Source organism: Chitinophaga varians (assembly GCF_012641275.1).
GTDB lineage: Bacteria > Bacteroidota > Bacteroidia > Chitinophagales > Chitinophagaceae > Chitinophaga > Chitinophaga varians_A.
Map to the genome: position 1 here is coordinate 177,896 of NZ_JABAIA010000003.1, position 26,727 is coordinate 204,622.

General features: G+C 51.9%; 22 protein-coding genes. 4 read left to right on the plus strand and 18 right to left on the minus strand.

The window, feature by feature from the left end; genetic code table 11:
- Window positions 1-5 precede the first annotated feature (5 nt).
- From HGH92_RS24335 to HGH92_RS24415, 17 genes are all read right to left on the minus strand, one after another.
- Window positions 6-452: a GPW/gp25 family protein gene (locus tag HGH92_RS24335; RefSeq protein WP_168873421.1), complete on the minus strand. Its 447-nt coding sequence runs from the start codon at window positions 450-452 to the stop codon at window positions 6-8.
- 5 nt (window positions 453-457) lie between these two features.
- Window positions 458-2,182, minus strand: coding sequence for a type VI secretion system tip protein VgrG (vgrG, locus tag HGH92_RS24340; RefSeq protein WP_168873422.1), 1,725 nt, complete (start codon window positions 2,180-2,182; stop codon window positions 458-460).
- On the minus strand, window positions 2,172-2,858 hold the full coding sequence (locus HGH92_RS24345; protein WP_168873423.1) for a LysM peptidoglycan-binding domain-containing protein: 687 nt from the start codon (window positions 2,856-2,858) through the stop codon (window positions 2,172-2,174). Before HGH92_RS24345 ends, vgrG begins: the two co-directional genes overlap by 11 nt.
- Before the next feature lie 23 nt (window positions 2,859-2,881).
- A complete protein-coding gene (locus tag HGH92_RS24350; RefSeq protein ID WP_168873424.1) occupies window positions 2,882-3,079 on the minus strand; it encodes a DUF5908 family protein in 198 nt (65 codons plus the stop codon).
- Between the two features lie 11 nt (window positions 3,080-3,090).
- Window positions 3,091-3,534, minus strand: a complete 444-nt coding sequence (locus HGH92_RS24355; RefSeq protein WP_168873425.1) for a phage tail protein — start codon at window positions 3,532-3,534, stop codon at window positions 3,091-3,093.
- Between the two features lie 74 nt (window positions 3,535-3,608).
- Window positions 3,609-4,040, minus strand: a complete 432-nt coding sequence (locus HGH92_RS24360) for a phage tail protein (protein ID WP_078671504.1) — start codon at window positions 4,038-4,040, stop codon at window positions 3,609-3,611.
- Window positions 4,041-4,072: 32 nt separating this feature from the next.
- Window positions 4,073-6,004 (minus strand): phage tail sheath C-terminal domain-containing protein, encoded by a 1,932-nt coding sequence (locus HGH92_RS24365; protein WP_168873426.1) that lies wholly within the window; start codon window positions 6,002-6,004, stop codon window positions 4,073-4,075.
- A gap of 35 nt (window positions 6,005-6,039) precedes the next feature.
- Window positions 6,040-6,594 (minus strand): hypothetical protein, encoded by a 555-nt coding sequence (locus tag HGH92_RS24370; protein ID WP_168873427.1) that lies wholly within the window; start codon window positions 6,592-6,594, stop codon window positions 6,040-6,042.
- 9 nt (window positions 6,595-6,603) lie between these two features.
- The gene (locus HGH92_RS24375; protein ID WP_168873428.1) at window positions 6,604-7,146 is read right to left on the minus strand and encodes a DUF4255 domain-containing protein; all 543 of its coding nucleotides are present in this window, start codon (window positions 7,144-7,146) and stop codon (window positions 6,604-6,606) included.
- A 416-nt stretch (window positions 7,147-7,562) separates the two neighbouring features.
- Window positions 7,563-7,832 carry a PAAR domain-containing protein gene (locus tag HGH92_RS24380; RefSeq protein ID WP_168873429.1) on the minus strand — a complete coding sequence of 90 codons (270 nt, stop codon included), beginning with the start codon at window positions 7,830-7,832 and terminating at the stop codon, window positions 7,563-7,565.
- Window positions 7,833-8,140: 308 nt separating this feature from the next.
- Window positions 8,141-9,133 carry a c-type cytochrome gene (locus tag HGH92_RS24385; protein ID WP_211092735.1) on the minus strand — a complete coding sequence of 331 codons (993 nt, stop codon included), beginning with the start codon at window positions 9,131-9,133 and terminating at the stop codon, window positions 8,141-8,143.
- A gap of 18 nt (window positions 9,134-9,151) precedes the next feature.
- A complete protein-coding gene (locus tag HGH92_RS24390; protein WP_168873430.1) occupies window positions 9,152-10,327 on the minus strand; it encodes an aryl-sulfate sulfotransferase in 1,176 nt (391 codons plus the stop codon).
- 9 nt (window positions 10,328-10,336) lie between these two features.
- Window positions 10,337-11,977 (minus strand): RagB/SusD family nutrient uptake outer membrane protein, encoded by a 1,641-nt coding sequence (locus HGH92_RS24395; protein WP_168873431.1) that lies wholly within the window; start codon window positions 11,975-11,977, stop codon window positions 10,337-10,339.
- Between the two features lie 23 nt (window positions 11,978-12,000).
- Window positions 12,001-15,252, minus strand: coding sequence for a TonB-dependent receptor (locus tag HGH92_RS24400; protein ID WP_168873432.1), 3,252 nt, complete (start codon window positions 15,250-15,252; stop codon window positions 12,001-12,003).
- A 262-nt stretch (window positions 15,253-15,514) separates the two neighbouring features.
- Window positions 15,515-16,729: a FecR family protein gene (locus tag HGH92_RS24405; protein WP_168873433.1), complete on the minus strand. Its 1,215-nt coding sequence runs from the start codon at window positions 16,727-16,729 to the stop codon at window positions 15,515-15,517.
- A 96-nt stretch (window positions 16,730-16,825) separates the two neighbouring features.
- Complete coding sequence (locus HGH92_RS24410) at window positions 16,826-17,557, minus strand: RNA polymerase sigma factor (RefSeq protein WP_168873434.1); 732 nt, start codon at window positions 17,555-17,557, stop codon at window positions 16,826-16,828.
- Window positions 17,558-17,715: 158 nt separating this feature from the next.
- On the minus strand, window positions 17,716-18,228 hold the full coding sequence (locus HGH92_RS24415; protein WP_168873435.1) for a hypothetical protein: 513 nt from the start codon (window positions 18,226-18,228) through the stop codon (window positions 17,716-17,718).
- 75 nt (window positions 18,229-18,303) lie between these two features.
- On the opposite strand from HGH92_RS24415, the gene HGH92_RS24420 reads away from it, so the two are divergent.
- Window positions 18,304-19,230 carry an alpha/beta hydrolase gene (locus HGH92_RS24420; RefSeq protein WP_168873436.1) on the plus strand — a complete coding sequence of 309 codons (927 nt, stop codon included), beginning with the start codon at window positions 18,304-18,306 and terminating at the stop codon, window positions 19,228-19,230.
- Between the two features lie 175 nt (window positions 19,231-19,405).
- On the opposite strand, the gene HGH92_RS24425 is transcribed toward HGH92_RS24420, so the two are convergent.
- Window positions 19,406-19,636 carry a hypothetical protein gene (locus HGH92_RS24425; protein ID WP_168873437.1) on the minus strand — a complete coding sequence of 77 codons (231 nt, stop codon included), beginning with the start codon at window positions 19,634-19,636 and terminating at the stop codon, window positions 19,406-19,408.
- A gap of 414 nt (window positions 19,637-20,050) precedes the next feature.
- Here HGH92_RS24425 and HGH92_RS24430 point away from each other — a divergent pair, with 414 nt between their 5' ends.
- From HGH92_RS24430 to HGH92_RS24440, 3 genes are read left to right on the plus strand one after another with little or no spacing between them, the layout of a single operon-like run.
- On the plus strand, window positions 20,051-23,311 hold the full coding sequence (locus HGH92_RS24430; RefSeq protein ID WP_168873438.1) for a SusC/RagA family TonB-linked outer membrane protein: 3,261 nt from the start codon (window positions 20,051-20,053) through the stop codon (window positions 23,309-23,311).
- Window positions 23,312-23,323: 12 nt separating this feature from the next.
- Window positions 23,324-24,796, plus strand: a complete 1,473-nt coding sequence (locus HGH92_RS24435) for a RagB/SusD family nutrient uptake outer membrane protein (protein ID WP_168873439.1) — start codon at window positions 23,324-23,326, stop codon at window positions 24,794-24,796.
- Window positions 24,797-24,816: 20 nt separating this feature from the next.
- The gene (locus HGH92_RS24440; RefSeq protein WP_168873440.1) at window positions 24,817-26,718 is read left to right on the plus strand and encodes a CocE/NonD family hydrolase; all 1,902 of its coding nucleotides are present in this window, start codon (window positions 24,817-24,819) and stop codon (window positions 26,716-26,718) included.
- The last annotated feature ends 9 nt before the right edge of the window (window positions 26,719-26,727 follow it).

Sequence of the window (26,727 nt, forward strand, 5' to 3'; positions counted from 1 at the left end):
GTGGTTTACAAAGTATCAGTGATATTGGGGGTGGTATATAAGAAGTTGGGTATCTCGGTGCCTTCCTTGATATAGAAGGGGAAGACATAGTTGAACCGTGAATTGGACGTTTTCACGATAAAATCTATTTTGATGTATACGATACCCTGCCATTCGTTGCTGCCGTCAATCTCAAGGTTTTCCAGTTTGATGCGCGGTTCGTAGAAGAGGATGGCTGTTTCCACCTTTTCGAGCATCAGTGTTTTCTGGCCGGTGTCCATCGGTTCAAATACAAATTCCTGCATATCGCATCCATAGCGGGGCTGCATGATCCGCTCGCCGGTGGCGGTTGTCAGTAATATATGCAGGCTGCTGTAGATGTCTTCCACATCTTCGAGCATGGCCACGGTGCCGTATTTGTTGAAGGCGGGCGGGAAGCTCCAGCCTCTGCCCAGAAAGCTGTTGTTGTCCATGTGTGTCAGTTTATTTTTACCATTCCTCCTTTGACGCTTGTCATACCGTTGCCTGCTGCCAGTTCACAGCCACCGCCGCCATCGGCTTTGAAGCCCATGGAAGCTTTTACGTCTGCTGTTTTGCCTTCCACGGTCATGGCGCCGGTAGCTTTGAAGGAGATGTCTTTGGGGCTTTCGATGCTGATGCCGCTGCTGTTCATGGTTATTTTATTGCCGTGTTCATCTTCCAGCTGGAGGATGTCCGCATCTTCCGACAGCGTGAATTTTTTACCGGCGGGCGTATCCAGTTGAAAGCTTTTTTTCTTGTCGTTGAAAATCATTTTCATCTGGCTGCGTGTTACCAGTCCTTTTTCGTCGTTGTTGTCAGAGGCCTTGAGGGGAGCGGGCAACGCGCTGCTGTTGAGGCCCCCCAGTATGACAGGGTAGTTGGGGTTGCCATCGATGAAGCTGACCAGCACTTCATCGTTTTTTTCCGGCCGGAAGAAAGAGCCTCTTTGTTTGCCGGCATCAAGGGTGCTGATACGGGCCCACATACCGTCTTCTTTGCTGTTGATGAACGGCAGGGTGACTTTGATACGGTCTTCTCCTTCGGGGTCATTTTCCAGTTGTGTGACAATGCCTACCTGCAACGAGGTGATACGGGACGCAGGCGCCTGCGGATTTACAGGAACGGGTTGCTGAAAACCGATTTGAATATCAGTGGTCCAGTTGCCTTTCACGATCTGGTGACGGACGCCGGAAACGAATGCATTGCCTTCAAAACGTTTGCCGACACCTTTCAGCGCCACGATATTGCCGGGTTTTATTTTGGGCGTGCCCTGGAAATTGGCGCGACCTGTAATCCTCGACAGGCGTGCCTGTTGCAGCATACTGTCTGTTGCGGGCTGCAGTTCGGCGCTGTTGATCTTATTGTTGAATTTCAGTTCGGTATCTTTTGTTTTAATGCTGTTAGCGAGATCTTTGGCGCTGATATTACCACCCAGTGTGCCGGTCGGTTCTTTCGCTTCAACGGGCGTGAGCTGCTGGCTGGCATAATCCCACAGGTAGCTTTTCAGTCCGGCGGGTTGTGTGCGTGCGTCCATTTCAAGGTCCAGCTCCAGCAGTGAGGAGCCGTATTGCACGGTTTCCACGGGCTGCTGACTTAAGTCCGGCGCTTTGATGGTGGCTTTGCCGTCGTCTATGGCTATCAGCAGGCCATTGGCGGTGGCCCTTTCCAGGAGAAAGTCCCAGTCTGTCAGGTGGTACTGCACCAGCCCCGGATGTTTGTAGGTGGTGGCGTCCACTTCTTTCTGCATGCTCCAGGCGGACAGAATATCTTCCATGACTTCCTTGTCTTTCTGGTCTTTGTAGTATTTCTCCTGTGGCGTGATAGAGGCGGCAAATACTTTATCCCGGCACTCAACGGTGAAGAGGGATATGTTTTTGCGCACTTTGATGCTGTTCCGTATCACTACGCCTTTGAAGATGGTTTCATCCTTGCCACCATAGCCCACTTTGATTTCGATCTCTTTACCGGGAATAAAAAGATCGGTATCGGAAAGGGCAAATGTTTGTTTGGACGCTTCGCCGTCCTGGTAGATCAGGGTGGCGGCGGGGATGCGGTTCACTTCCTTGTTGACCATCACCGATGCGATCGGGTAGGAGCGTGGCACCTCCTGACCGCCGGAAAGGACGGTCACGGTGGTCACGGAGGGTGTTCCATTGGTTTGTATGTCGCGGTTATCGGGCATCTTCCAGTGGTAAAAAGTTAATAACGGTACCTGGTATCAGTTTCCTGAAATTGGTGAGGTTGTTGGCGCGGGCCAGCTGAAAGTAGTAAGACGGATCTTCGTATTGCCGGAAGCTCATGAGCGACAGGTGGTCGCCATTGGCCACGGTACGTTGATGCGTCAGATCGGGAGACAGCGGGTCTTCCTTGGCCACCCGTTTTTTGTCATCGATGCTGCTTTTGAAAGTCACCTTGGCGATGGCCCGAATAGGGCGGCCGTCGGGCTTAAACAGTTTGAAGGTGATGTTCAGCGAGGTGAGCCTGCCGGCAAATGCCATCGGTCCCCATATTACCCGGAAATGCCGTGGTTCGTGCGCGTCGCCTTCATAGTCTGTCAGCAGTTTTTTGAACTTTTTGATATCGTCCCATATATCGTCCCGTGGCTGGTCATCGGCGATGCCGGTAGAGTCGAACATCAGTTCGAGGGCCAGTTCGTCCGGCGCGATGGCTTTAAACTTCTGTTGTTTGCCGCTGGTGCCTTGTCCCTGTCCTTCACTGTATTCTATCTTATAGTTCAACTGGTAGCTTTCGGGGTTGATGAACGCATCAAAGTCGCCCGTTTTGGACGCATCGTCCATTTCAGGCTTTTTATATGCGATGATCTTTACTTTCTCCAGTTTGCCTTTGTCAACACTCATGGGGTGATTGTTTTAATACGGGATTATTTCTCCATTTTGTCGCGCAGCACGGCCATCACCTGTTCCACGCATTCAGCGATGATCAGGTCTTTATCGGCATCGGCCTTGTCGGGCGGCGGTTGTTGGTTGCCGCCGCCACCGGTGGCAGCGGTGCTGCCGGGCGGACTTTCGGCGGCGTTGACCACCACCCGGATATGTAATTCCCTTATCTGGATGGGCATAGCAGTATTTTTTAGCTGACGGTAAAAAACCGGTACCGGAGGTCCAGGCTTTCTATCACAATAGAACTGGTTTCAGCATTGAGTTCGGTGATGGACCATTTTTTAGGCCATGCCTGCGCAACGTTCCAGGTACGGATAGGCTCATGCTCATGGTTGAGCAGCGTGATTACGATATCGGAAGGTGTGAACTCCCTGTCCTGAAAGGCTTTCATGCACCAGTCGAATATTTTCGAATCGGTGAGCAGCATGCCTCTTTTCAGGGTGAGGTCGGGGTACTTGGTCCTCACGGGCAGGGTATGTTCAAACCTGTTTTCGCCGCCTTCTTTCACGGTCTCTGTTTCATATTCCACCGTGAGGCCGGTGACAGCCTGAAAGCGGGTGTCGTTATCACTTTTGCCGAGACCGGTAAACTCCACTTTGAAGTGGAATCCTACCGGCGGGTAGTAACCAGCCATAGCAATTTTGGGATTTATTGATTTGGAGATGTATTGATTTCGGGGCTTACTGATTTATTTATTTTGAAATTTGGTTATTTGACCAGGCTGATTCCTTCGTGCGCGATTTCTATTGTTTCCACCGCTACTTCGTTGGCATCGGCTTTCAGGTCGCTGGCCTGTACTTTCACCGGGAAGGCGTTGAGCACGGACCAGGTGAACACTGGCTGATGCACTTCGTTCAGCAGTTTGATGGTGATAGTGCGCCGTTCTATTTTACCGAGGTTATTGACTTCCTTGAACCAGTCGAAGTATTCGGTTTTATTGGGGAAGGTGCCGCGTTTCATGGTGATATTGCTGCTTTTCTGCAGGCCCGGCATTTTTACTTTGTTATAGTCTTTGCTTTGTCCCTCGCGGTATTCGATGACATCTACTTGTCTGTCGAGGCCGGTGACTTCTGTGAAGCCGATCGTGGTGTCTCCCCATTTGACTTCAAAATGGAATTTAGGAATTGGATATTCAGCCATTGTGGTAAGGTTTTAATGTGTGAAAAGATGATTTAAGCCTGTGGCAGGATATGGGAGAAACGCAGGATAATAAATTCTGCGGGCCTTACGGCAGCCATGCCTATTTCGATGATCATGAAGCCGTTGAGGATATCCTGTGCCGTCATCGTTTTGCCGAGGCCGACGGCCACGTAAAATGCTTTATCGGGCGTAGCGCCTTGCAGTGCGCCCTGGCGCCAGAGGGTGAGCAGGAAATTTTCGATCATCGCCTGTACCCTTACCCAGGTATTGGCGTCATTAGGTTCGAACACAAACTGCAGTGTCGCTTTTTTTGTGCTTTCTTCCACCATGTTAAAGAAGCGCCTTACGCTCACGTAGCGCCATTCGTTGTCGTTGCCGGCAAGCGTGCGTGCGCCGTATACGAGGGTGCCTTTGCCGGTAAAGGCGCGGATAGCATTGATGGATTTGCCGGATACCACGTCCACGTTGAGCTGATTTAGTTCACTGTTGGAGTAGATAATATCCGGTGTACCGAGTATGCTGACATTGGCGGGCGCTTTCCATACACCGCGTGCATTGTCCACCTGCGCATATACGCCGGCGATGGAGCCGCTGGGCGGCAGTGCCATGCTGGTGTTGTTGATGCCTGCGATGATGCTTTTGAACAGCGGAAACCCGGCGGAGAGCGCGTCGTTTTTCGCTTTTTCGAGGATGGTGGCCGCATCAAGAATGCCGGCCTGTATGGTGCTTTGGATGGCGTAGAATTCATTTTGCACAAGGGGCACCACGCTGAGCATTTTGGCTTTATCGTTAGGGCCGGAGAGCACGCCGTTGGCCGTACCGGCCGCGCCTAACACACCGCCCCAATCGGCCGTAGCGGTGCCGGCGAAGGTTTGTGTGGTGTAACCTGCGGTAGCCAATGCTTTCAGATCAGCCTGATAGTTGATCAGGTTGGTGTAGCGGTCTTTGAGTGCCAGTACCGTGTTTTTGAGGTTCACGATCATATCGGCGTTTTTGAGGGTGCCTGGCGCCGGGGTCGTGGTATCGAGGGTATTGACGGTATTGGCGATGTCCAGCAGGTATTTGAATACGTCCTGGAGGTCAGTGGCAGTGCCGCTGAGGATAAATTTATTGATCTTTTTGTTGAAGAGGCCGTCCAGGCTGTCGGTGCCGAGCAGAGTGGTGAATTCAGTACTGATTCTTTTACTGTCGGCCGCGAGGTTGTCGAGGTCGTCGATCACTTTCTGGACGTTGGCATCTGTCGTGAAGTTTTTAAGAGAGGGAATGAGCACGCCTGCTTTTTTGATTTTGCCGACCATATCGGCGTACAGGATGTTTTTGTCGAGTGCCACTTGTATCCACGGCGTATAGGCCATCCCGTATTTAAGGTTGTTGATGCCTATTTTATCGCGGAATTCCGCGCCCTGTGCATCGGTCCTTTTCAGGTCGAACAGGCCTACCCGGTCTTTCAGGTTGTCGCACTGGCTCAGGGTGGACACCTGCAGGTCATAGAGGGCCGTGCCGGTGAGGGTGGCCGCATCGGGGAAGAGGATGATGGTAGGCTCATCGTATTTAACGAGTGCGTCTATACCATTTTGAATGTCGCCCTGTACCGGTGCTCCGGCGGTATAGAGGCCAACAGACACGATGTAGCAGTCACCTCCGCCGTTGGCATAGAACAGCCGTAGTGAATCATAGAGGAACCATTGGTAGTCTACTTTGGCGCTGGAGAACTGGTTGTTGAGGTCCAGCTGCACTTCGGCAACAACGGGTTTGGCTGGTCCGCCGAAATACAACTGGTAATCAGCGATGGAGCCGATTTTTGTAGGTGTATTATGCAGGTCGCCGGGGCTCAGCATGTCTGCTTTTTCCGTATACCCGATAAATGCCGGGATGGCTGTTTCCACCGCTGCAATGGAGGGCGGGAACCTGGGCACTTCGTCTATATAAACGCCGGGTGTTTTGATGGCAGTTAAATTGAGCATGTGATGGGGTTTAAAAAGTGATGGTGATAAAAAGTTTATTGTTGAAATATCAGGGAGAATTTGCTGTTGGCTGTTCCTTTCTGGTATTTTAGTTTACCGCCGGTGTCTAGCAGGTCATAGCTGCCGGGCCCGCGGATGATATTGATTTCGATGTAGCCGAAAAGCCTTTCGCTGTCTGTGGGAGCGGCCACGGTGACTGTTTGCAGAGAAATGTCAGGATAGGTGCTGCCATTGGCTTTGGCCACGGCGTTGCCAAATATATATCTTCCTTCCTGGTTGCCTACAAGAAAGTGGGCGTCCAGCTTTGTATGGGCCGCTACGGAAGGAATGAACGTAAACCCTATCCTGATGTTGGTATTGCTGAGATCACAAATCGGGTCTTTATCGGCTTTGATGGCCGTGATCAGCCGCAGGCCGCTGCTGAAAGCCCTGACAGCTAATTTTTTATCGTCCAGCAGCTGCAGCGTGGCCGTGTCGGGATACCACTGTATCCACTCCGTTACCGGCAGCGCCGGCTGAGTGGTTGTCACGTACTGGTGTGACAGTGCTATTTCACACACATGCTGATATGCCACGGTTACATTTTCCATCAGAGACAATCACTTTTTAGGGTCAATAACACTGAATTTTCCGGTGATGGATTCGATCACGCCGTCGCCGGTCACCACATTGGTGTTGTGCAGTTCTATCACGCGCATCACATACATAATACTGGGATATACCTTGCCGCCCAGGATAGCCCACAGATGGTTCATTTCCTCGAACGACGGGGAATACATGTTTAGCACTACGCGATAGTCAGTACCGTTGTAGTTGGTGGAGAACTGGTTTTGCCCGTGAATGAAACGGATAATTTTTCCGATGTCGGACACGGCATCTTTATAGTTGCTTTTGCGGGAGCTGAACATGATGTAGGCATTCAGGAACACATAGGGATTGAAATACTCCGTTCTCAGCGTGGCGTTGTTTACCCGGGAGTAAGCCGTGTTTTTAAGTGACGGCTCCTCTTTCAGGTTCACCAGTGTCAGCAGCACAGACGGTGCTGCATTGCCCGGACTGGCAATGTTGCCCAGGTCGAAGTCCCCGCCTCCGAATTGGGGCGTCAGACTATCTCTGATGATGGTCAGTATTTCGGTCAGCATATGTATATTTTAAACTGTATCCTTTTGCTGCAAACAACTATATATAAAACCGTGTCTTCTGAATAAGGACATCCGATTCCATTCGGGAGACTCGCCTGACGTAAAAAAACAACACAACCAAAATGCCATTCACTGTTGATCGATCATCTGCCGAAGGCAAAAAATAACGTTGGAAAAAGCAATCCACTCGCGGTTAGTCATCTACCGAAAAAAATAACGTTGGAAAAAAATCTCGCAGAAATTTGTCATCTGCCGAAAACAAAAAGCAAACTTCATGGGAAGGCAATCCACTCCCGATCGGCCTCCAGTCTTGTATCAGACAAAAGACCAACGTTAAGAAAAGACAAGTCCATTCCGGTCCATCATCTGCCGAAGGCAAACGATCAACTTAAAAAATGTTGTAATAATCTGTGAAATCAGCCAATCAGGACATTCGCGGCACCTGTTGTTACGGCACCTCCGTGGGCTGTACTATCGCTTATCCGTGCTGCCGGCTTACCTCCAATCAACACCGTGGCAGAGCCGGTAATGATGGCATCAGGTGCTAAAGGACAAACACAACTGTCCCCGATTACAGCCGCAGGTTTGCCTCCAATTAATACAGTCGGGCATCCCGGGCCAAGGACAGGGCCACCTCCATGTGAACACACATGCAGATCACCGATAGTCGCCGCTGGAAATGACATAAGCAACAATTAATGACGCTAATTCTGAACTTCCCGTCTTAAACAAATGAAATACTATTCTCAAATCTTCTTCCTGGCTTATTTGGGGTATCCACTAATCTTTGAGGTTCTGTAACAGCGCTGCCAGGAAAAAAGAGCGTAGTAAAAATCCGACAATTAAGGTAGAAATTAATTCCATGACAACCAAATTATTTTTCCGGTGACAGGCACTCTTTCATTCGCCGGAGAATATATGTTATAAAAAAAGCTTCCCGTTTGGGGAAGCTTTTACAGGGTAGCATAGTATAGCTGGTGATTAGGATTCCTTGTCAGTAAGATGCTTTCATGCCGTGTTGGTCCCAGTAACTGATCACCGGGCGGAACGGACCATATTTATGTTGCCGTGCGGAGAAAGTATCTGCGAAAGGTCCCTTGTCATAATCAATAGCCTTTTCCGCTACATGCGGATAGTCATAGTTTTTGACATCGGGACGGGCATGAATGCTGTCATTGTTCACAAACGCCGCGATGTCGAGGGCCTCTTCATCGGTGAGGAACGGTTTGTTCCATGTGGCTTTGTCATAAGGCATATTAGCTTTCAGCCATTGCGCCTGCTTGATCACACGGTGCATGCTGGAGCCGGGCTGATACCCATCAGGGCCCCATAACGGCGGATAGGTATAGGAAACGCCCGCCAGCTGGCCTTCTCCGTCTTTGCCATGACAACGCGCGCAATGTTCCTGGTATAACATTTTTCCTTTCTCCGGGTCTGCGGCGGTATCAGGCAGTTTTACGGCGAGGTTGTGGCTGCCCTGATGTGGTTTGTCTTTCGGCACAAAACTATTGATCCATCGCAGGTACGCGAGAAACGCCACCATCTCCTTGCTGTCCAGCGGCAGCGGTTTACCATTATGCGGCCGCGTTACACAATTGTTGATCCGCTCTGCGAGCGTTAGCACCTTGCCTTCGCGGGCACGGTACTGCGGATATTCCTGATGGGACAACATCAGGTTGAAGGAGAAAGCTTTGGTGCCTCCGTCCTGGTGACAGTTGGTACAGTTCATTTTATTGCCCAGGTAATGGCCGTTTACACCATCCGGACCGATATAATAGGCTGTGTTCAGCATCAGCTCACGGCCATAGCGGACCATCTCGCCGTACTTGTCTTTCGGAATGCTGTTGGTGTCAACTTTCAGCAGCTCCGGCATGCTGGTTGCCGGTGACGGTGCTTTGGCGCTGCTGCCGGTATTACAGGACCAGACCATCACAGCTGCAGCTGCTGCCAGGAAACAACCGGTACGGATATATTGTGTTGTCGTCATAAACAAAAGCTTTATACGTTATGGTGCAATGACATAGGGTAATAACTGTGATGCAGTGATGAACTCGGCCCGGTACGGAATGAAGGTGGTACGTAAAGTCCACAGCGGACGGCCATTACGGCTGGTCAGTATCACGGTGTTGCGTTTTGAACAACATTGTATTACATGATCATGGCCCACCAGGTAAGCGCTGCCCATCCTTTCATTAAAAAGATAGGATGGTAATACAGACCGGAGCGTCACCGCGGCCTGCCGGGAACTTTCATGAAGCTTAAACGCGAGCGTTTGCGATTGCTGGCGCGACACACCGTTGTCGAACAGCATCAGGTCATTGTCGGCGTTGATATGCACGGCGTGGCCCATATCGAATGCGGCGGAATCAGGAATAGCGAAATCGCCGCCCTTGCCGAACTTCCACATCACTTTGCCGCTTTGTGCATTGATTTTCCAGATCTGCCCGTTGTTGTAGAAGGAAATCAGGTAATTGCTGTCTTTGTCGAAGCTTAAACTGTTGGCATGCATCCAGTCATGCCGCTCACGCAGGATAGCGGTATCGGTGGTTGGCTTCAAAGCGTCAAACATGCTCCATTGCCAGCGGCGGTGGCCTTTGCGGTCCAATACCACGATGCCGTCGCTTTTCACGGTGTCCTGTTCGCTGCCGCCCTGAAGAGAAAGGTCTACTATCTTTTCCACGCTGGTAAGCGCTACGATGGCATCCTTTCCTTTGCGTAACACTTCATGGTGTACGTCTGCGCTAAAATCCTCCTGACCTTTTTTCAGGTGCAGCAGGGTATCGCCATGCAAATCGATCTCCAGTATTTCATTACCATAACTGGTTGGAAAAGTTTTATCACCGAGAATGCAGAGGAACGTTTTTTCGCTGGTGAGGTGTGCGGTTTTAAAGCCGGTGCCTTTTACCTGGTGGTACCAGACAATACGTCCTTCGGCATTGACGAGGTAAATCATGCCGGGATCATCGCGCTGATTGAGCAGCAGCAAACCGTTTTTAAATTCCTGCGGCAGGTTTTCGCCGGCTATGGTAGTGGCTTTCAACTGGTCCTGCAGTGCAGGGGGAACATCCATTTTGATGCGGACGGTGTGGGCGGTACAGCTGCATAACAGCAGCAGGCATAACAGGCGTGTGTGCATGGCAGTTAGTTGACCGGGATGCGTGGAGAGCAGGCTGCTCTCCACGCCCGGATATTATTTCCAAAGATCGTTCTGGGTGGCTTTTGGATTGGCATTCAGTTCCCTTGCGGGGATAGGCAATACATAGTGTTTGGCCTTGAAAGTGTTGGCGCCTTGTTTCTCACGGGCTGTCAGGACAGACGCCAGTTGAGCGGCCGATTTGTTCCAGCGGCGCAGGTCATAGATCCTGTTTTGTTCGTAGAACATTTCCAGCAGTTTCTGGTGGTCTATTTCTGCTATCAGCTGATCGGCGCCAGGCAGGTCTGCTGCGGTTTTAGGGGCGAGGCCGGCACGGGTGCGTATCTGGTTGATGTCTGCCAGCGCCAGGCCGGTATTACCGTTTCGGGTGGCTGCTTCTGCGCGCATGAGCAGCACTTCGGCGAAACGCATCACGCGATAGTTGGCAGTAGACGGTGTGGCGCCCCAGTAGTTGTCGGCATTGGCCACATTACGCCAGGCGCCGGTGTATTTTTTGATCAGGAAACGGCCGTTGGTAACGGTATCGAGTTTGGTGTCCGGATAGAGGCGCAGGATTTTGGCGCGGGCGGAACCCCACAGGTCGTCGAATGTTTTGTTATCGTAGAAAGTTTTGTCTGCTTCGCCGAGGGTGGAGTATTTCCACATCAGCGTGGCGTACATGCGTTTGTCGAATTTGGTGTCTGAACCGGCAGGACGTGGTTCTTTTACAAACTGTGACACGAGGTAGTTGGACGGCACATACTTAAACCATCCGCCGCCGGCCGGAGGGCCGATAAACTGCGGGATGTAGTTAAACATCGGCGAGTTGGCAGTTTCAGCGCCCCACGGGCCATACGGGTCGCCGAGGGGAGCACATACCCATTCAAAGATGGATTCTTTGTTGAACTCGTTGGCATCGGTGAAGTTGTCCTCAAAATTATCGACAAGGCCGTAGCTGTAGGGCGCCTGTGTGAGCAGTGTCAGCGTGGCTTCAGCCTGTGCGTAGTTCTCCATATAGAGATATGCTTTGCCGAGGAAACCAATAGCGGCGCCGCTGGTGGCCCTGCCTTGTTCTTTGGGATCGCGTTTTACCGGCAGTTTGTCTTTGGCGGCCGACAGATCGCTGACCACCTGTTGCCATACCTGCTCTTTGCTGGCGCAGGGCGCGGCATAGGCGTTGGTGGTTTCCACCGGTTCCGTGCGCAGCGGCACGGCGCCCCAGTTGGAGGCGAGGATAAAATAGGAGAGGCCACGGAGGAATTTGGCTTCTGCGATATAGATATCTTTTTTGGCGGCATCGATAGGTACCTTATCGATACGCGCCAGGATCAGGTTAGCGCGATGGATACACTGGTAGGTTTTTTCGAAGATATCGGCGGCATCGCTGTTGTTTTCATCATTGGTATATGATGCAATGGCCCAGGTAGGCGCTTCTTCGCCGGGGATGGTAAATACATCATCGCCCATGGCATTGATGTCCTGTACGCCGGTGAAGGCGCCCCAGTAGCCATAGAGCGGAAGGCGCAGCGGGCTGTAAGTGGCGGCCAGCGCCATGCTTAAGCTGCTTTCATCTTTCCAGAAATTAGTTTCGGTGATCCTGTTGGGATCTGTCTGTGTCAGGAAGTCGCGTTCATTGCAACTGCCGGCCAGCGCCATCGTCAGTGCCAGTGCGCCGATATATTTGATTGATTTTTTCATTGCGTACAACTTTTTTTGGATGGTTAGAAGGAAAGGTTCAGGCCCAGCAGGAAGGTGCGTGACAGCGGATAGGCGTCCCAGGAGTTGTCCATGCCGCGGGAAAGCGCGCCACCGCCCAGATCGGGGTTGTAGCCTTTGTATTTGGTAGCGGTGAAGAGGTTTTCAGCGGAGCCAAAAAATCTCACCTTGTCGATACCCCATCTGCCGGTGATAGCGGTGGGCATGCTATAACCTAATTCCAGTCGTTTGAAACGGATATAGGAACCGTCTTCCAGCCATCTGTCGCTGTTTTCTCTTTTATTGTTGTTAGGATCAGAGAGGGTGAAACGGGGGAAGTTAGAGTGATGTTCCGGTGTCCAGGCATCCAGTACGGCGGTGGACAGGTTGGTTACTTCCGTCATCTTTTCCATCCACTGTCTTCTGCCGTTATAGATCTTGTTGCCAGACACGCCTTCAAAGAAGAGGTTCAGGTCGAAGTTTTTATACGACAGGTTAGCGGCCAGGCCCATGGTGATTTTCGGGAAGGGGCTGCCGACGTTCTGTACGTCCTGGTTATCGATTTTACCGTCACCGTTGTAGTCTACGAAGCGGATATCGCCGGGTTTGGCATCGGGCTGAATAGGATTGCCGTCTTTGCCTTTGTAGGCATTGACTTCTTCCTGGGAATTAAAGATGCCATCGGTTTTGATGAGGAAGAAGGAGCCAATAGGCGCGCCCACTTTAGCTCTGGAGATATCGCCAAATTCCTGTCTGCCGGAGCCCACAGTGATAGCGGTCATTTCGTTGGCGGTATGGGAAACGTTGAACATTACGCGGTATTTAAGGCCGTTGCGGGTTTGGCTGGCATATTCCACGGAAGCTTCGTACCCTTTGTTTTCGATCACGCCGGCATTGAGTGTAGGCGTGCCCGTTTTACCCACAGACAGGGGGAAGGGTACGCCCAGCAGTACGCCATTGGTTTTTTTATGAAAGACTTCAAAGATGAAGAACAGTTTATTATCGAGGAAGCCTGCATCGATGCCGCCGTTGACGATTTTGGTTTCTTCCCAGGAAAGGTCGAGGGGAGAAGCGTAGGCGCTGGCGGTGCCGCCGGGCCATAACGTATTGCCCTGTACGTAGTTGATCCCGCTGGTGATGGCAGACTGTGTGAGGTAGTTGCCGATTTCCTGGTTGCCCAGTACGCCCCAGCTGCCGCGCAGTTTCAGGTTGCTGACCACATTACGCAGGCTGGAGAAGAAATTTTCATTGTGGATGTTCCAGCCGGCGGAGAAAGAAGGGAAGGAGCCGAACTGGTAGTCGGTCGCAAACCGGGAAGAACCGTCCCTGCGGATAGATGCGGTGAACAGGTATTTGGAATCGTAGGAATACATCACCCGTCCGAAGGTGGACAGGATAGCGCTGGTGCTGGCGCTGCCGTCATTTTTCTGGGAGCTGGCGGTACCGGCGCCCAGTACGGAAGTGCCGTCCGGCAGGTCGTTGCGGGAAGCGCTGAAGCCAGAGTAGGTGTTTTTCTGGGCGGTATAACCGGCTACTGCGTCGATATTATGTTTACCCAGTTTTTTGGTATAGTTCAGGGTATTTTCCACCAGCCAGGAGTTGGCGACGGAACTGCCTTCCTGGAGGTCGGGCAGGGTGTTGGCGGCGTTGCCGTCATTATAGATGCCGGTATAGGTGCGGGTGTAACCCTGTGTTTCGGTCAGGCCCACGTTGAAGCGGTAGCGCAGCCCTTCTATCAGTTTCACTTCCACGAAGGCGTTGGCCAGCAGGTTCAGGTCTTTCGCGCTTTTATTGATTTTTTCCAGCAGGGCAACGGGGTTGGACAGATTTTTCATGTATATCGGTCTTCTGCCGTAGCCGCCGAGGTCTTGTGTAGGATCGTATACCGGTACGGTGGCCGGCATAACGAGGGCGCTGCCTACGAGGCTGTGTGTCTGGTCGCCGCCGCCGGGAGCGAGGTTGCTGACGCCTCTTTTGATAATAACGGTCTCGCCTACTTTAATTCTGCCTTTTTCGTATTGTGTTTTCACGCGGAAGTTGGCAGCGGAGTAGTCGGTATTGATCATGGTGCCGTTTTCTTTGAGGTATCCGCCGGAGAGGTTGTAGGTAAAGTTTTTGGAGCCGCCGCTGAAGTTAACGTTGGTGCGGGCGATGGTGGCCTGGCGGAAGATGGCGTTCTGCCAGTTGGTGTTAACGCCGTTGTAGTCGGGGATGCCGGTCATGTTGGCCTGCATCAGCTTTGTCCATTGTTCGCCATTGAGGAGGCTCATTCTTTTGGGAACGGACTGCACGCCGAACCAGCTGTCGATTTCCAGTTTGGGCGCTGTTTCTTTCAGGCCGCCTTTGGTGGTCACGATCACTACGCCGTTGGCCGCGCGGGAGCCGTAGATGCTGGCGGTGGCCGCATCTTTCAGCACTTCGATGGACTCCACGTCGTTAGGGCTTACGCCGTCAATGCTGTTGACGAACACACCGTCCACGATAAACAGCGGCGCGTTGTTGCCCAGGGTGCTGAGGCCGCGGATAGTGATGTTGAGGCCGGAGCCGGGCGCGCCGCTGGCGGATTCCACGGACACACCAGGAACGCGGCCCTGGATGGCGCTGCTGATATTTTTAGAGACATTGGCGCTGATGGTGTTCACGCGAACGGAAGAAACGGAGCCGGTCACATCTTTCCTTTTCTGGGTGCCGTAACCTACCACCACCAGTTCTTCGGTCTGCACCGCTTTCTGTTGCAGAGTGATATCGAGGGGGCCGGCTTTGGTGACATGTTTTTCGATGGTTTCATATCCGATGAAGGAGATGACGAGGATGCCGCCGCCATCAGGCAGTTCGAGGGCAAAGTTGCCTTTGGCGTCGGTGCTGGTGCCTTTGGTGCTGCCTTTCAGCTTAACAGAAGCACCTGTCAGCGGTTCGCCGGTGAGGGCGTCGGTGATGCGGCCGTATACCGAAATATTGGCGACGGGTTTTACATCGGCGCCATTGGTTTTCACCGACAGGATGATGGTATTGTCCACCACGCTGTAGTTCAGTTTATTACCTGCAAGGCACTGTGTCATGACATCTTCCAGGCTTGCTTGGCTGGCGGAAACGGATACTTTGTCGGCCGTTTTCAGCATTTCGGTGTTGTAGAAAAAGGTATAGCCGGTTTGTTTTCTGATTTCCCGGAGCACTTTAGTGAGTGGTACACGGTGCATGTCCAGGGTCAGCTTTTGCGAGTAACCGGTGGCACTCACCTGCAGGGCAAGTACCAGCAGCAGAAAAGCAGTTAGCTTCATAACTTTCAGCATTTGCGCGCACACCGGGGACCACCGGTGTTTGACGGCATTTCTAAATGGCATAACTTTGTTAGGTTTTTGGTGAGCAATAAGGCTTTACGACAATTGTTTTTTGTTTACCAGAACTTTCTACCGGGCATGTGGCGACATGTCCGGTTTTTCATTTAGGTATTTGGTTATTTGGATATTTAACTATTTTTTGGTTTTCCTTACTGTAGGTTCTGACTCATCTGGCTGATTTCAATGATTAAATGACCAAATATCAAAATGACTTAATAGTGATGGTTTTGTTGGTGATGGAATATTGAATACCGGCTGTTTGCAGGATGCGTAAGGCCTGCGACAGGGTAGACGTTTTACGGATGGAGCCGGAATAGTGCTGGTCCGGGATATTGCCGTTATAGACCACTTCTACATCGTACCACCGGGCGATCGTCCGCATAATGGAAGGAAGGTCGTCATCTTCAAATTCAAACATCCCTGTCTTCCAGGCGATGGTTTTATCGACGTCTGCATCGGATACCGTGATACGGTTTTGTCCTTTGGTGATGACCGCCTGCTGGGAGGGGGCCAGAACGGCCTGTTGTCCGTCGGGCCGGGACACCATGACTTTCCCGGTGACGAGTGTGGTGGTGATGTTGTTTTCATCGGCATAATTCATAACGTTGAAACTGGTGCCTAATACAGTGATTTGCTGGTTGTCGCTGAGCTGTACGTGGAATGGTTGTTGTGCATTGGGGCTGATTTCGAAGTAGGCTTCCCCGTTAAGGTACACGGTCCGGTCGTTGCCGGCGAACCGGGTAGGGAAGCGCAGGGATGATGCGGCGTTGAGCCAAACCCTGCTGCCGTCGGGGAGGGTGATCTGGTATTCACCGCCGCGAGGTGTGGCGAGGGTGTTGAACAGTATTTTTTCTGTGGTGTTGCCGGAGTGGTCGTATACCAGGGAGCCCTGGCCTTTGTTAATACGGGTGCCGTCTTTTTCTTCAAACTGGCTGGCGCCGGTGGAATCGAGGGGGACGGCTGTGCCGTCGGCCAGTGTGAGCATGGCTTTGGTGGTGCCGGGCTGTACATCATGAATTGGGCGGGCCGTGGCGAGATGTTGCTCACGGTAACGGCTGTATTGGTACCATCCGGTGGCGGCCACCAGTACCAGCACTGCGGCGGCAGCCCACCAGTAGAGCCGGCGTTGTTGGCCCCGGGCAGGAGGGGTTAAGGCAGCAGGCGCCTGTGCAGTTGTATTGGCAACATGCTCCCGGAGCAACAACCTGAATTGGCCGACCGCAGCATGCAGCTGTCCCTGTTGCCCGTTGATGGCATCAAATATCTTTCTGGCCTGCTCAAAGGGGGCCTGGCGGTCGGGGTTCTCCCGTATCCAGTCTTCCCAACGGCGGGTATCTTCCTCGCTCACGCCCATACAGTAGCGGAGGAAGGAATCGTCCTGTAAAAAATCTTCAGTAGTGGTAAAAGCGTTTTCCATGACGTGTTGCTATGATATAGTGTGGGGAATCCCCGGTTATTCCCAAAGAATCCCAAAATATTTTTTTCTATATAAGATAAAGGGAGATAACGGCCTTTATTTCAGTGTGTTGATCACATTAAAATAAAGGTCGACAGACAATGGCCCGATGCCTGGGCCGTTTTTGTGCATAGACAGGTTGGCTTCCTGTGCAGGCAGGGCACGGAGCGATTTGATATGCAACAGCATCAGCAGGGAGAAGGCGGCGGACAGTATTTTGAGCGCGGAACCGAGGGTGTTGTAGGCCGTTTTGGTCGTGATACCGGTGCGTCGGGCCACTTCTTCCATAGGCAGGCCATCGAAATAACGAAGCTCCACCAGTTCCTTCTGGCGGGGCGTGAGCTGAGCAATGGCCCGGCGTACCTTCTCCCGCAGCTCCTCTGTGGTTTGTACGGCCACAATGCGGGCTTCATACGACAGTTCGTAGGGGGCGGCCGTAGCGAATGCATCGGCAGCTGCGCCGGTCTGTTGTGATTGCCGTATGCCGGCAAATATTTTGCGGCGGAGGTAAGTAAAAAGGTAGGACTTCACATTCCGGACGGTGTTCAACTGGTGTCGTTTGTCCCATATCTCGAGGAAAACATCGTTGATGGCGTCTTTGGTGAGTTCTGCGTCGCCACAGCTGCGGATGCCATAGTTGACCAGCGACAGATACATTTTTTCGTACAGGGCTACCAGTGCCTTCTGGTTGTTCTGGCGCACTTCCTCCCATAGCCGGGCATTGGCGGTATCCGTCTGCGGTTGGCCCGCAGCGGGCTGGTCGCGGAATGTTACTGGTTCATTGTTCATCCGGAAAATTATTCAGCTGTTTATTGACAGGATGGCTGGTAGGTCCTGTTTCATGTTCACGTGGTAACAGTTACTGACTTTGGTTGTTTTTGTTCAGACCGGAAGGTAGTAATAATTCGCGTAGGATCAATAGGCGGGGAAGAAAGGGGAGCCTCTTTTTATTTGAGGCTTCCCGCGATGTAGGTGCAATAATCTTTGTACTTATCCTGTTCGGCTGCGGGGTAGATGATCATGATGGTCTGGAAGACATCGGAATCACCGCCCATATAGTCGATTTTGCGTTTGGCTGTTTTACAGTACACAATCTCGCCTTTGCTGTTGGTGCCGGAATAGATGTAGTAGCCGGGTTTGATGACCTTATAGGCCACTTTAAGTCCTTTGGTGGCCGACTGGAAGTTATACTTCAAAGGGTCGGTCCCGGGCTGAACGTTATCGTCAATATCCGCCGGGTCCATGACCAGCTGGCCGAAGGCGTATATTTTGGCCGTGCCTTTCGGGGCGGAAAACGTTTGGCCGTCGCCGTTACCGGATTCTCCGTCGGCTTTAAAATCGTCCGGGTATTCCATACAGAACTGGAAGCGGCCGTTGCAATACTTTTTTCTGGCCCCTGTCGTGAAAGACAGGCATAATATTGCCAGCAGCAGGGAGGTTACACAAATTGTAGCTTTCATAATAAATGTCTGAAGCGCAAATGTAAGGTGCTTTTTTACTACTTTCGCCCGGTAAAAAAATCCCTTTCCCGTTTCATGAAACAAATCCTCACGGCCCTGTTATGCCTGGTATTGTGCCGGGCGCATTCCCAGACCTTATATGTAAAGACTTACGGCAGCCCTACAGACAAACCGGTCATTTTCCTGCATGGTGGCCCGGGGTATAACGCCGCTTTTTTTGAAGTAAGCACCGCTGCGCGGCTGGCCGAAAAAGGTTTTTTTGTGATTGTTTACGACCGCAGGGGTGAAGGCCGTTCGCCGGACACCACGGCTAAATTTACTTTCGGGGAGGCGCTGGCTGATATTGATGGGCTCTATAAAACCTACAAACTGAAAAAGGCCGTTTTGCTGGGACATAGTTTCGGAGGGGTGCTGGCCGTTAAATACGCAGGCAAAAATCCGGGGGCGGTAGATGCCATTGTGCTGGCAGATGCATTGCTCAATGCACAGGAAACTTACCGTACTATTCTGGCAAAAGTAAAAGGTATTTACGAGGAGAAAAAGGACAGTATGAGCCTTCGGTATATTGGGATGATTGAGCAAATGGATACTGCCGGATTGGCATATAACTCCTATGCGCTGGGGCACGCGATGATGAACGGCTTGTACGGGCCGGCACATTTTTCAGATGAGGCGAAGGTTATCTATCAGGAAACCAGGAAGGATTCCGTGGTGAAAAGATATGCAGGCCAGATGACCCGGCTGGCGCCAACCGGCTATTGGGAGCATGAACATTACACCACCTTGAATATGCTGCCGGAGCTTAAAAAACTGGTGGCCGGGAAGGTAAAGATATATGCAGTTTACGGAAAGGACGACGGGCTGTTTTCTGAAAAACAAGTAGCGGCGGTGACGGCGATTTTGGGCAGTGACCGGGTCGATTATCTGACAGGAGCAGGGCATAATGTATTCGCCGACCAGCAGGTTTCTTTCCTTGATGACCTTAAAAAATGGCTGAAATAGGCTGGTTTTTATGTATTACTTAATAAAAATGCAGGTTTTTTAGACCTGCATTTTTTTATATCTGGCTGATAAAATGTCTGTATTGTAACTATTAGATTATCAATATATTTAGTCGAATTGTTTAAAGTAAAGTAAAACTTTAAGTAGCCGCCGCAATTTCCTGTTATGTTATTTTTCAGGCACCTGGTCTTATCCCTGTTTCCGCAAAAACGAGATCGCCCAGCTCTTCCAGTGAATTAACCGTAACGAGTGAAACATGTTCCATTGGTAGGGGTGAAAACAACCACCGCGGACCACTCTCCACCACCCCAAATGCTGACCCTCCGATTTCGATTTTATACGACCTTTTCGCCGGCTGAAAAATGAAACCCAACTCCAGTAATTTATCATGACTGATTGCGGTCATCGTGTATATATATTTTCACGAATATAATAATTTAATTTAAATTGAAATAACTGTCTGAAGAATTTAAAAAATATCGCTGTGGCGGCGCACTAGAAAAGTTAAAAGTCTATAAATTTGGTAGACTAAAAACTTGTGAGTACTTTTATCGCGCTTACAGAACAATCAATATGCTGCTGACAAAAGGGCAGCAGCGCGGCAACCGGAATCGAAAAATTTGGTTATTTTATTATTTGATTATTGCGTTATGGGATGTGTGACATATGCCCATGCAGGCTTCCCCGAATAGTAAAACAGATAACCAAATGATACCATAATTGAGTAATCAAACAATCAGGATTGTCAGGCTTTTACTACCCGACCATTTACCAGGCCACCTGGTAAAAAACACTCATTTGTTTAAACCAAAAGTTACCTATGGACTTATTTTACATTAATGCACGTAAGCGGACATGGGCTATCCTCCTGTTGATACTGGCCCTTGGTTCCCCGATGTTTTTGCTGGCGCAACAGCGTGCAGGCGTAAGCGGTACCGTACGTAACGACCGCAACGAGGTCCTGCCGGGAGCTTCCGTTACCGTCACCAATACGGCCACCGGCACCACTTCCTCCACGCAGACCAATGCGGCCGGCGTGTTTCAGTTTCCAAACCTTCCCTCCGGAGGCCCTTACACCTTCCGTATTACTTTCATCGGCCTGGAGCCACAGGAGCTCTCCGGCTATACCCTCAAGGCAGGAACGCCGCTGCTGCTCAACGCCGTACTCAAAGAATCCGCCTCGTCGCTCAACCAGGTAGTCGTAGTGGGCTACGGCGTGCAACGCCGCCGTGAAGTGACCGGCGCCGTGTCTTCCATCCGCGCCGCAGAGCTGAAAGACCAGCCGGTATCCAGCTTTGCCCAGGCTATCGCAGGCAAGGTGGCAGGGGTGCAGGTGATACAGAACACCGGCGCGCCCGGCGGCAGCCTCAGCGTCCGCATCAGGGGCCTCAATTCCATTTCGGCCGGTACAGATCCGCTCTACGTCGTAGATGGGTTCCCGTTATCCAACGACCTGAAGAACCTGCAAGGCACTACAGACGTAGTAGGCATCACCGGCCAGGCTTCCTTCCAGAAATCACCGGACCCGCTCAGCACCCTCAACAGCGACGATATCGAGTCCATCGAAATACTCAAGGATGCTTCCGCGGCCTCTATCTATGGCTCCCGGGCCTCTAACGGCGTGGTGCTCATCTCCACCAAAAAAGGGAAAAAAGAAGGACCGCCTTCCTTTAGTTATAACGCCTACGGCGGCTTCCAACAGGTAAGCAAAAAAATCAAAATGCTGGACGCCTATCAATGGGCGAAACTCTCTTTTGACGCCAAGAACAACGCTTATCTCGACGCCAAACCCGGTGGCAGCATCAACGATGACAATGCCACCCGCGGCAACTCCAACTTCCAGATAGCTCCGGAAACACTGCCGTACCTCAACGGGGAAAAGGGGCTGGTGAACACCGACTGGCAGGATGCGGTATTCCGCACCGCGCCGGTACAAAATCACACGCTCTCCGCTTCCGGCGGTAATGATAAATTCCAGTATTATATCTCCGGTAATTATCTCGATCAAAAAGGTGTCGTGATCGGTTCGGGGTATAAGAGATATGGAGTAAGGGCCAATTTTACGGCCAACCTCACCTCCCGGCTGAAAGTAGGTCTCTCCCTGAACCCCACCTTTGATCATTATGACCTGATCAACAGTGAAGGCCCCTGGACGTTTGACGGTATCCTGAGCAATGCCCTTAAAGCATCACCCATCTTTCCGGTGTACAACCCTGACGGTTCCCTGGCCACCAACAAACAAAACGTGTGGGCCTATGGCTACTCCGGCGGAGAAAACCCGGTGGCGCTCGCCACCCAGATCGAAGATAAACTGGACCACGTACGCAACCTCGGACATATCTATGGCGAATACACGATTATTAAAGGGCTGACCTTTAAAACCTTCTTCGGAACGGACATCAATTATTTCAACCGCAACTATTACCGTCCTTCCACGCTGGGCAGCTATAAACCTATCCAGCAGGCAGCGCCCACCGTGCCTAAAGGGTCCGCCCAGACGGCGCAGTCGGTGAACTGGTTATGGGAAAACACGCTCAACTATCATTTTGAGGCGTCAAAACACCGCTTCGATGTGCTGGCAGGATACACTTCGCAGAAAAATACCACCAAAGCCAACGAAACGGTAGGCACCGGCTTCCCTAACGATGCCGTACATACGATTAATGCGGCCACCATTACCAGCGGCACGTCTAATACCTCCCAATGGTCGCTGCTCTCGTACCTGGGACGTATCAACTACAACTATGACGATAAATATTTCGTAAGCGCCAGTCTGCGCAGCGATGGTTCGTCCCGCTTCGGGGCCAACAACAAATGGGGCTATTTCCCGTCTGTCTCCGGCGGATGGCTGATCAGCAATGAGGCGTTCTTTAAAGTGCCTGTAATTTCCGAGCTGAAAGCCCGCGTGAGTTACGGCACTTCCGGTAACTTCCAGATCGCCAACTACGCTTCCTATGACCTGCTGGCTTCCAATAACTATATCCTTGGCAGCGGCAACGGCAATGTGGTCAATGGCGCCGGGCTTGCCCAGCCAGCCAATCCGGACCTGACCTGGGAGAAGACGGTGCAATTCAACGCCGGCCTGGACCTTGGCCTTTTCCAGAACCGTATTTATCTCAGCGCGGACTATTATAAAACCACCACCTCCGACCTGCTGCTGAACGTGCCGGTGCCCTTTAGTTCCGGTTTTGCCACAGCGCTCAAAAATGTGGGCAAGGTGCAGAACAGCGGCGTGGAATTCGGTCTGACCACCCGCAACCTTACCGGGGCATTCAGCTGGAACACCAATTTCAACCTGTCGGCCAACAAGAATAAAGTGCTGCAGCTTGGTCCGGGTAACGCCCCGATCCTGTCGGACGGTGGTAACGGCACTATCTCACAGTTGTTCATTACTGCGGTGGGCCAGCCTATCGGCAGCTACTACGGCTATGTGAACGGAGGAGTGTTTGTTAACCAGGACGAGATCAACAGTTATCCTCATTACGCCACCGCCAAACCGGGGGACCGTCGTTTTGTGGACGTGAACGGAGACAAAAAAATCGATGCCAACGACCGTACCACCATTGGCAGCTATTTCCCGGATTTTATCTGGGGGATGACCAATGAATTCCGGTACAAAGGCTTCGATCTGGCCATATCCCTGCAGGGGGTGCATGGTAATGAGATCCTGAACCTGCAACGCCGCTTTATCTTTAATATGGAAGGTAACGCCAACCAGATGGCCGATGCCCTGTCTTACTGGAAATCCCCGCAAGACCCCGGAGATGGCAACGTGATGCGCGCCAACCGCGTCACCAACGCCAACAGCGCCCAGATCAGCTCCTTCCATGTGGAAGACGGTTCGTTTGTGCGTTTGCGTAATGTGACCCTCGGCTACACCTTCAATAAAAAGCTGCTGGGCAACCATGTCAACGCCCTGCGTCTGTATGTGTCCGGCCAGAATATCTACACCTGGACACACTACACCGGTTACAACCCCGAAGTGAACGCCCGGCCCGACAGTCCGCTGTCACAGGGAGAGGACTACGGTACTTATCCGCTGCCGAAAACCTTTATCGCCGGTATAAATCTTTCATTCTAAAACCAGGGCTCTATGAAACGTCAATATATACTACCGCTTTTAGGCATACTTACCTTCAGCGCCTGCAGCAAGGATTTTATCAACCTTACGCCGCAGTCCAACCAAACAACTTCCACCTTTTTTAAGACGGCATCTGATTTTGAGCAGGGGGTGAATGCTGTTTACGACGGCCTGCAAAGCGCGCAGACCTACGGCAAAACCTATTATTACCTGATGGAAGTACGCAGCGACAATACCGATATATGGGACCGTGGCGCGTTGGCCGGTGTAGCTTCCCAGATCGACTTTTTTACCGAAGTGACCACCAATCCTTTTGTCAGCGACGGGTATGCCGGCGCTTATGTGATCATCACGCGGGCCAATGCCGTGTTGGACCAGATCGATGCCTCCGCGATCCCTGACGCATCCAAAAAACAATACAAAGGGGAGGCGTTGTTCCTGCGGGCATTGTCTTACTTCAACCTGGTACGGCTATACGGAGCGGTGCCGCTGGTCACCAAAATGGAGACTACCTCGCAGGCGCTGGGCCATAAAAGAAATGCCGTTACGGAAATATATGCGCAGATAGAGAGTGATCTGCAAACCGCCGCATCTTTGCTGCCGGCTGTTTATGCTAACGCCAACGACTATGGGCGGGCCACGGCTGGCAGTGCCTTCGGCCTGCTGGGCAAAGTGCTGGTGACAGAGAAAAAATGGGCCGATGCCTTGACAGCCCTGAAAAACCTAGGCGCCGGCTACAGTCTGCTCAATGACTATGCTGACCTCTACAAGCCGGCCAACGTGGTGAACCCCGAAATACTGTTTGCCGTGCGTTTCAAAAAAGGCCTCAATCCTTCTGAAGGCAACAACTATTTCGCCGATATGGTGCCGGTGTCTTTCTATTATAATGGTGTGCAATACGGGGGCTCCAACAACAACCGGCCTACCCACGACCTGGTGGCCAATTATGAACCAGGAGACAAACGACTGGGCGTATCGCTGGATACCATCTACAATAACAGCGCAACCAATGTGGTCAAGGGCAACTATGTAAAAAAATACTTCGATGTGCCCGGCGCCACCAACGATGGCGGCAGCAATTTCCCGGTGCTTCGCTACGCAGATATACTCTTATTGCAGGCGGAAGCACTCAATGAGCAGGCATACAGTGGCGCTACCGGCCCGGGAACGGCCTTCGGTTTCCTGAACGCTGTCCGCAAAAGGGCAGGCCTGGCAGAAAAGACACCTGCCGATCTGCCGGACCAGGCCAGTTTCCGCAATGCTGTTTTCCGTGAAAGGAGAGTGGAACTGGCATTTGAGAACGACCGCTGGTTTGACCTGGCCCGCAGCAGCAACGGCGTGGCGGTATTGCAGGCTCACCTGAAGCAGGAGTACAATCTGGCTACGCCGGTGTTAAACGCCGACCGCCTGTTGTTCCCCATTCCGCAGAGTGAAATCAATATCCATAATGACCCCGCCAACTTCCCGCAGAACAAGGGGTATTAGGGGCGGTTAAACGAGAAGCCATGAAACAAGTTTATTCAGGCGTATTGTGCGTGCTGCTGTCGCTGACAGCCGCCGCACGGTCTGCCGCAGACTCTGTATGGGTGCGTTCCCACTATATCAAAAAAGAACAGTATATCCGTATGCGTGATGGCGTGCAGCTGTTCACCACTATCTATCAACCAGTTGACAGCAGCGAGCAGCACCCGGTGCTCATGACCCGGACACCTTATTCCTGTGCCCCTTATGGCAAAGATATGTCGCCCAGGCTGTGGAATTCATACTGGAACACGTATGCCCGTGAGGGTTATATCATCGTTATTCAGGATGTGCGTGGCCGTTGGATGAGCGAGGGGCAGTTTACCAATATCCGGCCGTTTAATCCTGATAAGAAAGGAACTGATATTGATGAGGCCAGCGATACCTATGACACCATTGAATGGTTGTTGCATCATGTGCCGCATAACAATGGCAGGGTCGGTATTTTCGGAATTTCCTATCCCGGCTTTTATAGTACCATGGGCGCTTTAAGCGGGCATCCGGCATTGAAGGCCGTTAGTCCGCAGGCGCCGGTGACGGACTGGTTCCATGGTGATGACTTCCACCATAACGGGGCTTTTTTCCTGATGGACTGTTTTAATTTTTACACCAAGGGTTTCGGGTATCCTCATCCGCAGCCGGTGTCCGTTGCGCCGGTGCAGCAATTGCAGCTGCCTTGCGCCGATAACTACCAGACCTTCCTGCAGATAGGCACCATTCCTGATTTTACGAAGCTGACGGGCGACAGCCTGGCGTTCTGGAAAGAGATCATATCCCATCCCAATTACGACGACTGGTGGAAGGCCCGCGACCCGCGGCAGTACGTGGAACGGATAGAACCTGCCATCCTGGTGGTAGGTGGACTTTTTGACGCAGAGGACTGTTACGGTGCGTGGAACCTGTACAAGGCTATTGAAAAGAAAAAGCAGTCTGCCCATTTCAATAAACTGGTGATGGGCCCGTGGTATCATGGTCAATGGGCTTCCACAGACGGCTCCCGGCTGGGCAATGTACAATTCGGCGATAATACCGCCGCCTGGTACCAGGAGCATATAGAGGTACCATTCTTTAATCATTATTTGAAAGACAAAGGTTCGCTGGCAGATCTGCCTGAAGCTACTGTCTTTTTTACCGGGGAAAACCACTGGCGGCAGTTTACCACCTGGCCTTCGCCGGAGGTGGCGTACAAGCCGATGTACTTACAGGCTGGCGGAGAATTGGGTTGGGCGCGTCCTGCCGGCGCTGCGCGGCCTTACAGTGAATACATCAGTGATCCGGCGCATCCGGTGCCTTATACCGGTGACATACATTATATACGCACCCGTGACTATATGACCGATGATCAGCGGTTTGCCTCCCGCCGCTCTGACGTGTTGACTTTTGAAACCGGGCCGCTTACTGCGCCGGTGACGCTGGGGGGCGCTGTTACCGCAGATCTCCGTGTAAGCATTATCGGTACCGATGCCGATTTTGTGGTGAAGGTCATTGATGTGTTCCCGGATAATTTCAGTTACCCTGGCGCCTCGCAGCCCAATATGACCCGTGATGCCGGCGGCCCGCATCCGATGGGCGGGTATCAGATGCTGGTGCGTGGTGATATTTTCCGCGGCCGCTTCCGTAACAGCTTCGCGCTTCCGGAGGCGTTTACGCCCGGTAAGGTGGAGAAGGTGCGTTTCGAGTTACCGGACGTAGCACATACTTTTTTAAAGGGCCATCGTATTATGATACAGATACAGAGCAGCTGGTTTCCGCTGGCTGACAGGAATCCGCAGCAGTTCATCAATATCTACGAAGCACAGGAAAAAGATTTTAAGAAGGCTGATATCCGGGTGTATCATGATGCAGCGCATCCTTCGTCGGTAGTATTGCCGGTGCTGCCGGATTAGCCCGGGGCT

Bases quoted from the DNA above. Each gene is read 5' to 3' on its own strand.
- HGH92_RS24335 (WP_168873421.1), bottom strand. From the start codon at position 452: ATGGACAACAACAGCTTTCTGGGCAGAGGCTGGAGCTTCCCGCCCGCC.
- vgrG (WP_168873422.1), bottom strand. From the start codon at position 2,182: ATGCCCGATAACCGCGACATACAAACCAATGGAACACCCTCCGTGACC.
- HGH92_RS24345 (WP_168873423.1), bottom strand. From the start codon at position 2,858: ATGAGTGTTGACAAAGGCAAACTGGAGAAAGTAAAGATCATCGCATAT.
- HGH92_RS24350 (WP_168873424.1), bottom strand. From the start codon at position 3,079: ATGCCCATCCAGATAAGGGAATTACATATCCGGGTGGTGGTCAACGCC.
- HGH92_RS24355 (WP_168873425.1), bottom strand. From the start codon at position 3,534: ATGGCTGGTTACTACCCGCCGGTAGGATTCCACTTCAAAGTGGAGTTT.
- HGH92_RS24360 (WP_078671504.1), bottom strand. From the start codon at position 4,040: ATGGCTGAATATCCAATTCCTAAATTCCATTTTGAAGTCAAATGGGGA.
- HGH92_RS24365 (WP_168873426.1), bottom strand. From the start codon at position 6,004: ATGCTCAATTTAACTGCCATCAAAACACCCGGCGTTTATATAGACGAA.
- HGH92_RS24370 (WP_168873427.1), bottom strand. From the start codon at position 6,594: ATGGAAAATGTAACCGTGGCATATCAGCATGTGTGTGAAATAGCACTG.
- HGH92_RS24375 (WP_168873428.1), bottom strand. From the start codon at position 7,146: ATGCTGACCGAAATACTGACCATCATCAGAGATAGTCTGACGCCCCAA.
- HGH92_RS24380 (WP_168873429.1), bottom strand. From the start codon at position 7,832: ATGTCATTTCCAGCGGCGACTATCGGTGATCTGCATGTGTGTTCACAT.
- HGH92_RS24385 (WP_211092735.1), bottom strand. From the start codon at position 9,133: ATGACGACAACACAATATATCCGTACCGGTTGTTTCCTGGCAGCAGCT.
- HGH92_RS24395 (WP_168873431.1), bottom strand. From the start codon at position 11,977: ATGAAAAAATCAATCAAATATATCGGCGCACTGGCACTGACGATGGCG.
- HGH92_RS24400 (WP_168873432.1), bottom strand. From the start codon at position 15,252: ATGAAGCTAACTGCTTTTCTGCTGCTGGTACTTGCCCTGCAGGTGAGT.
- HGH92_RS24405 (WP_168873433.1), bottom strand. From the start codon at position 16,729: ATGGAAAACGCTTTTACCACTACTGAAGATTTTTTACAGGACGATTCC.
- HGH92_RS24410 (WP_168873434.1), bottom strand. From the start codon at position 17,557: ATGAACAATGAACCAGTAACATTCCGCGACCAGCCCGCTGCGGGCCAA.
- HGH92_RS24415 (WP_168873435.1), bottom strand. From the start codon at position 18,228: ATGAAAGCTACAATTTGTGTAACCTCCCTGCTGCTGGCAATATTATGC.
- HGH92_RS24420 (WP_168873436.1), top strand. From the start codon at position 18,304: ATGAAACAAATCCTCACGGCCCTGTTATGCCTGGTATTGTGCCGGGCG.
- HGH92_RS24425 (WP_168873437.1), bottom strand. From the start codon at position 19,636: ATGACCGCAATCAGTCATGATAAATTACTGGAGTTGGGTTTCATTTTT.
- HGH92_RS24430 (WP_168873438.1), top strand. From the start codon at position 20,051: ATGGACTTATTTTACATTAATGCACGTAAGCGGACATGGGCTATCCTC.
- HGH92_RS24435 (WP_168873439.1), top strand. From the start codon at position 23,324: ATGAAACGTCAATATATACTACCGCTTTTAGGCATACTTACCTTCAGC.
- HGH92_RS24440 (WP_168873440.1), top strand. From the start codon at position 24,817: ATGAAACAAGTTTATTCAGGCGTATTGTGCGTGCTGCTGTCGCTGACA.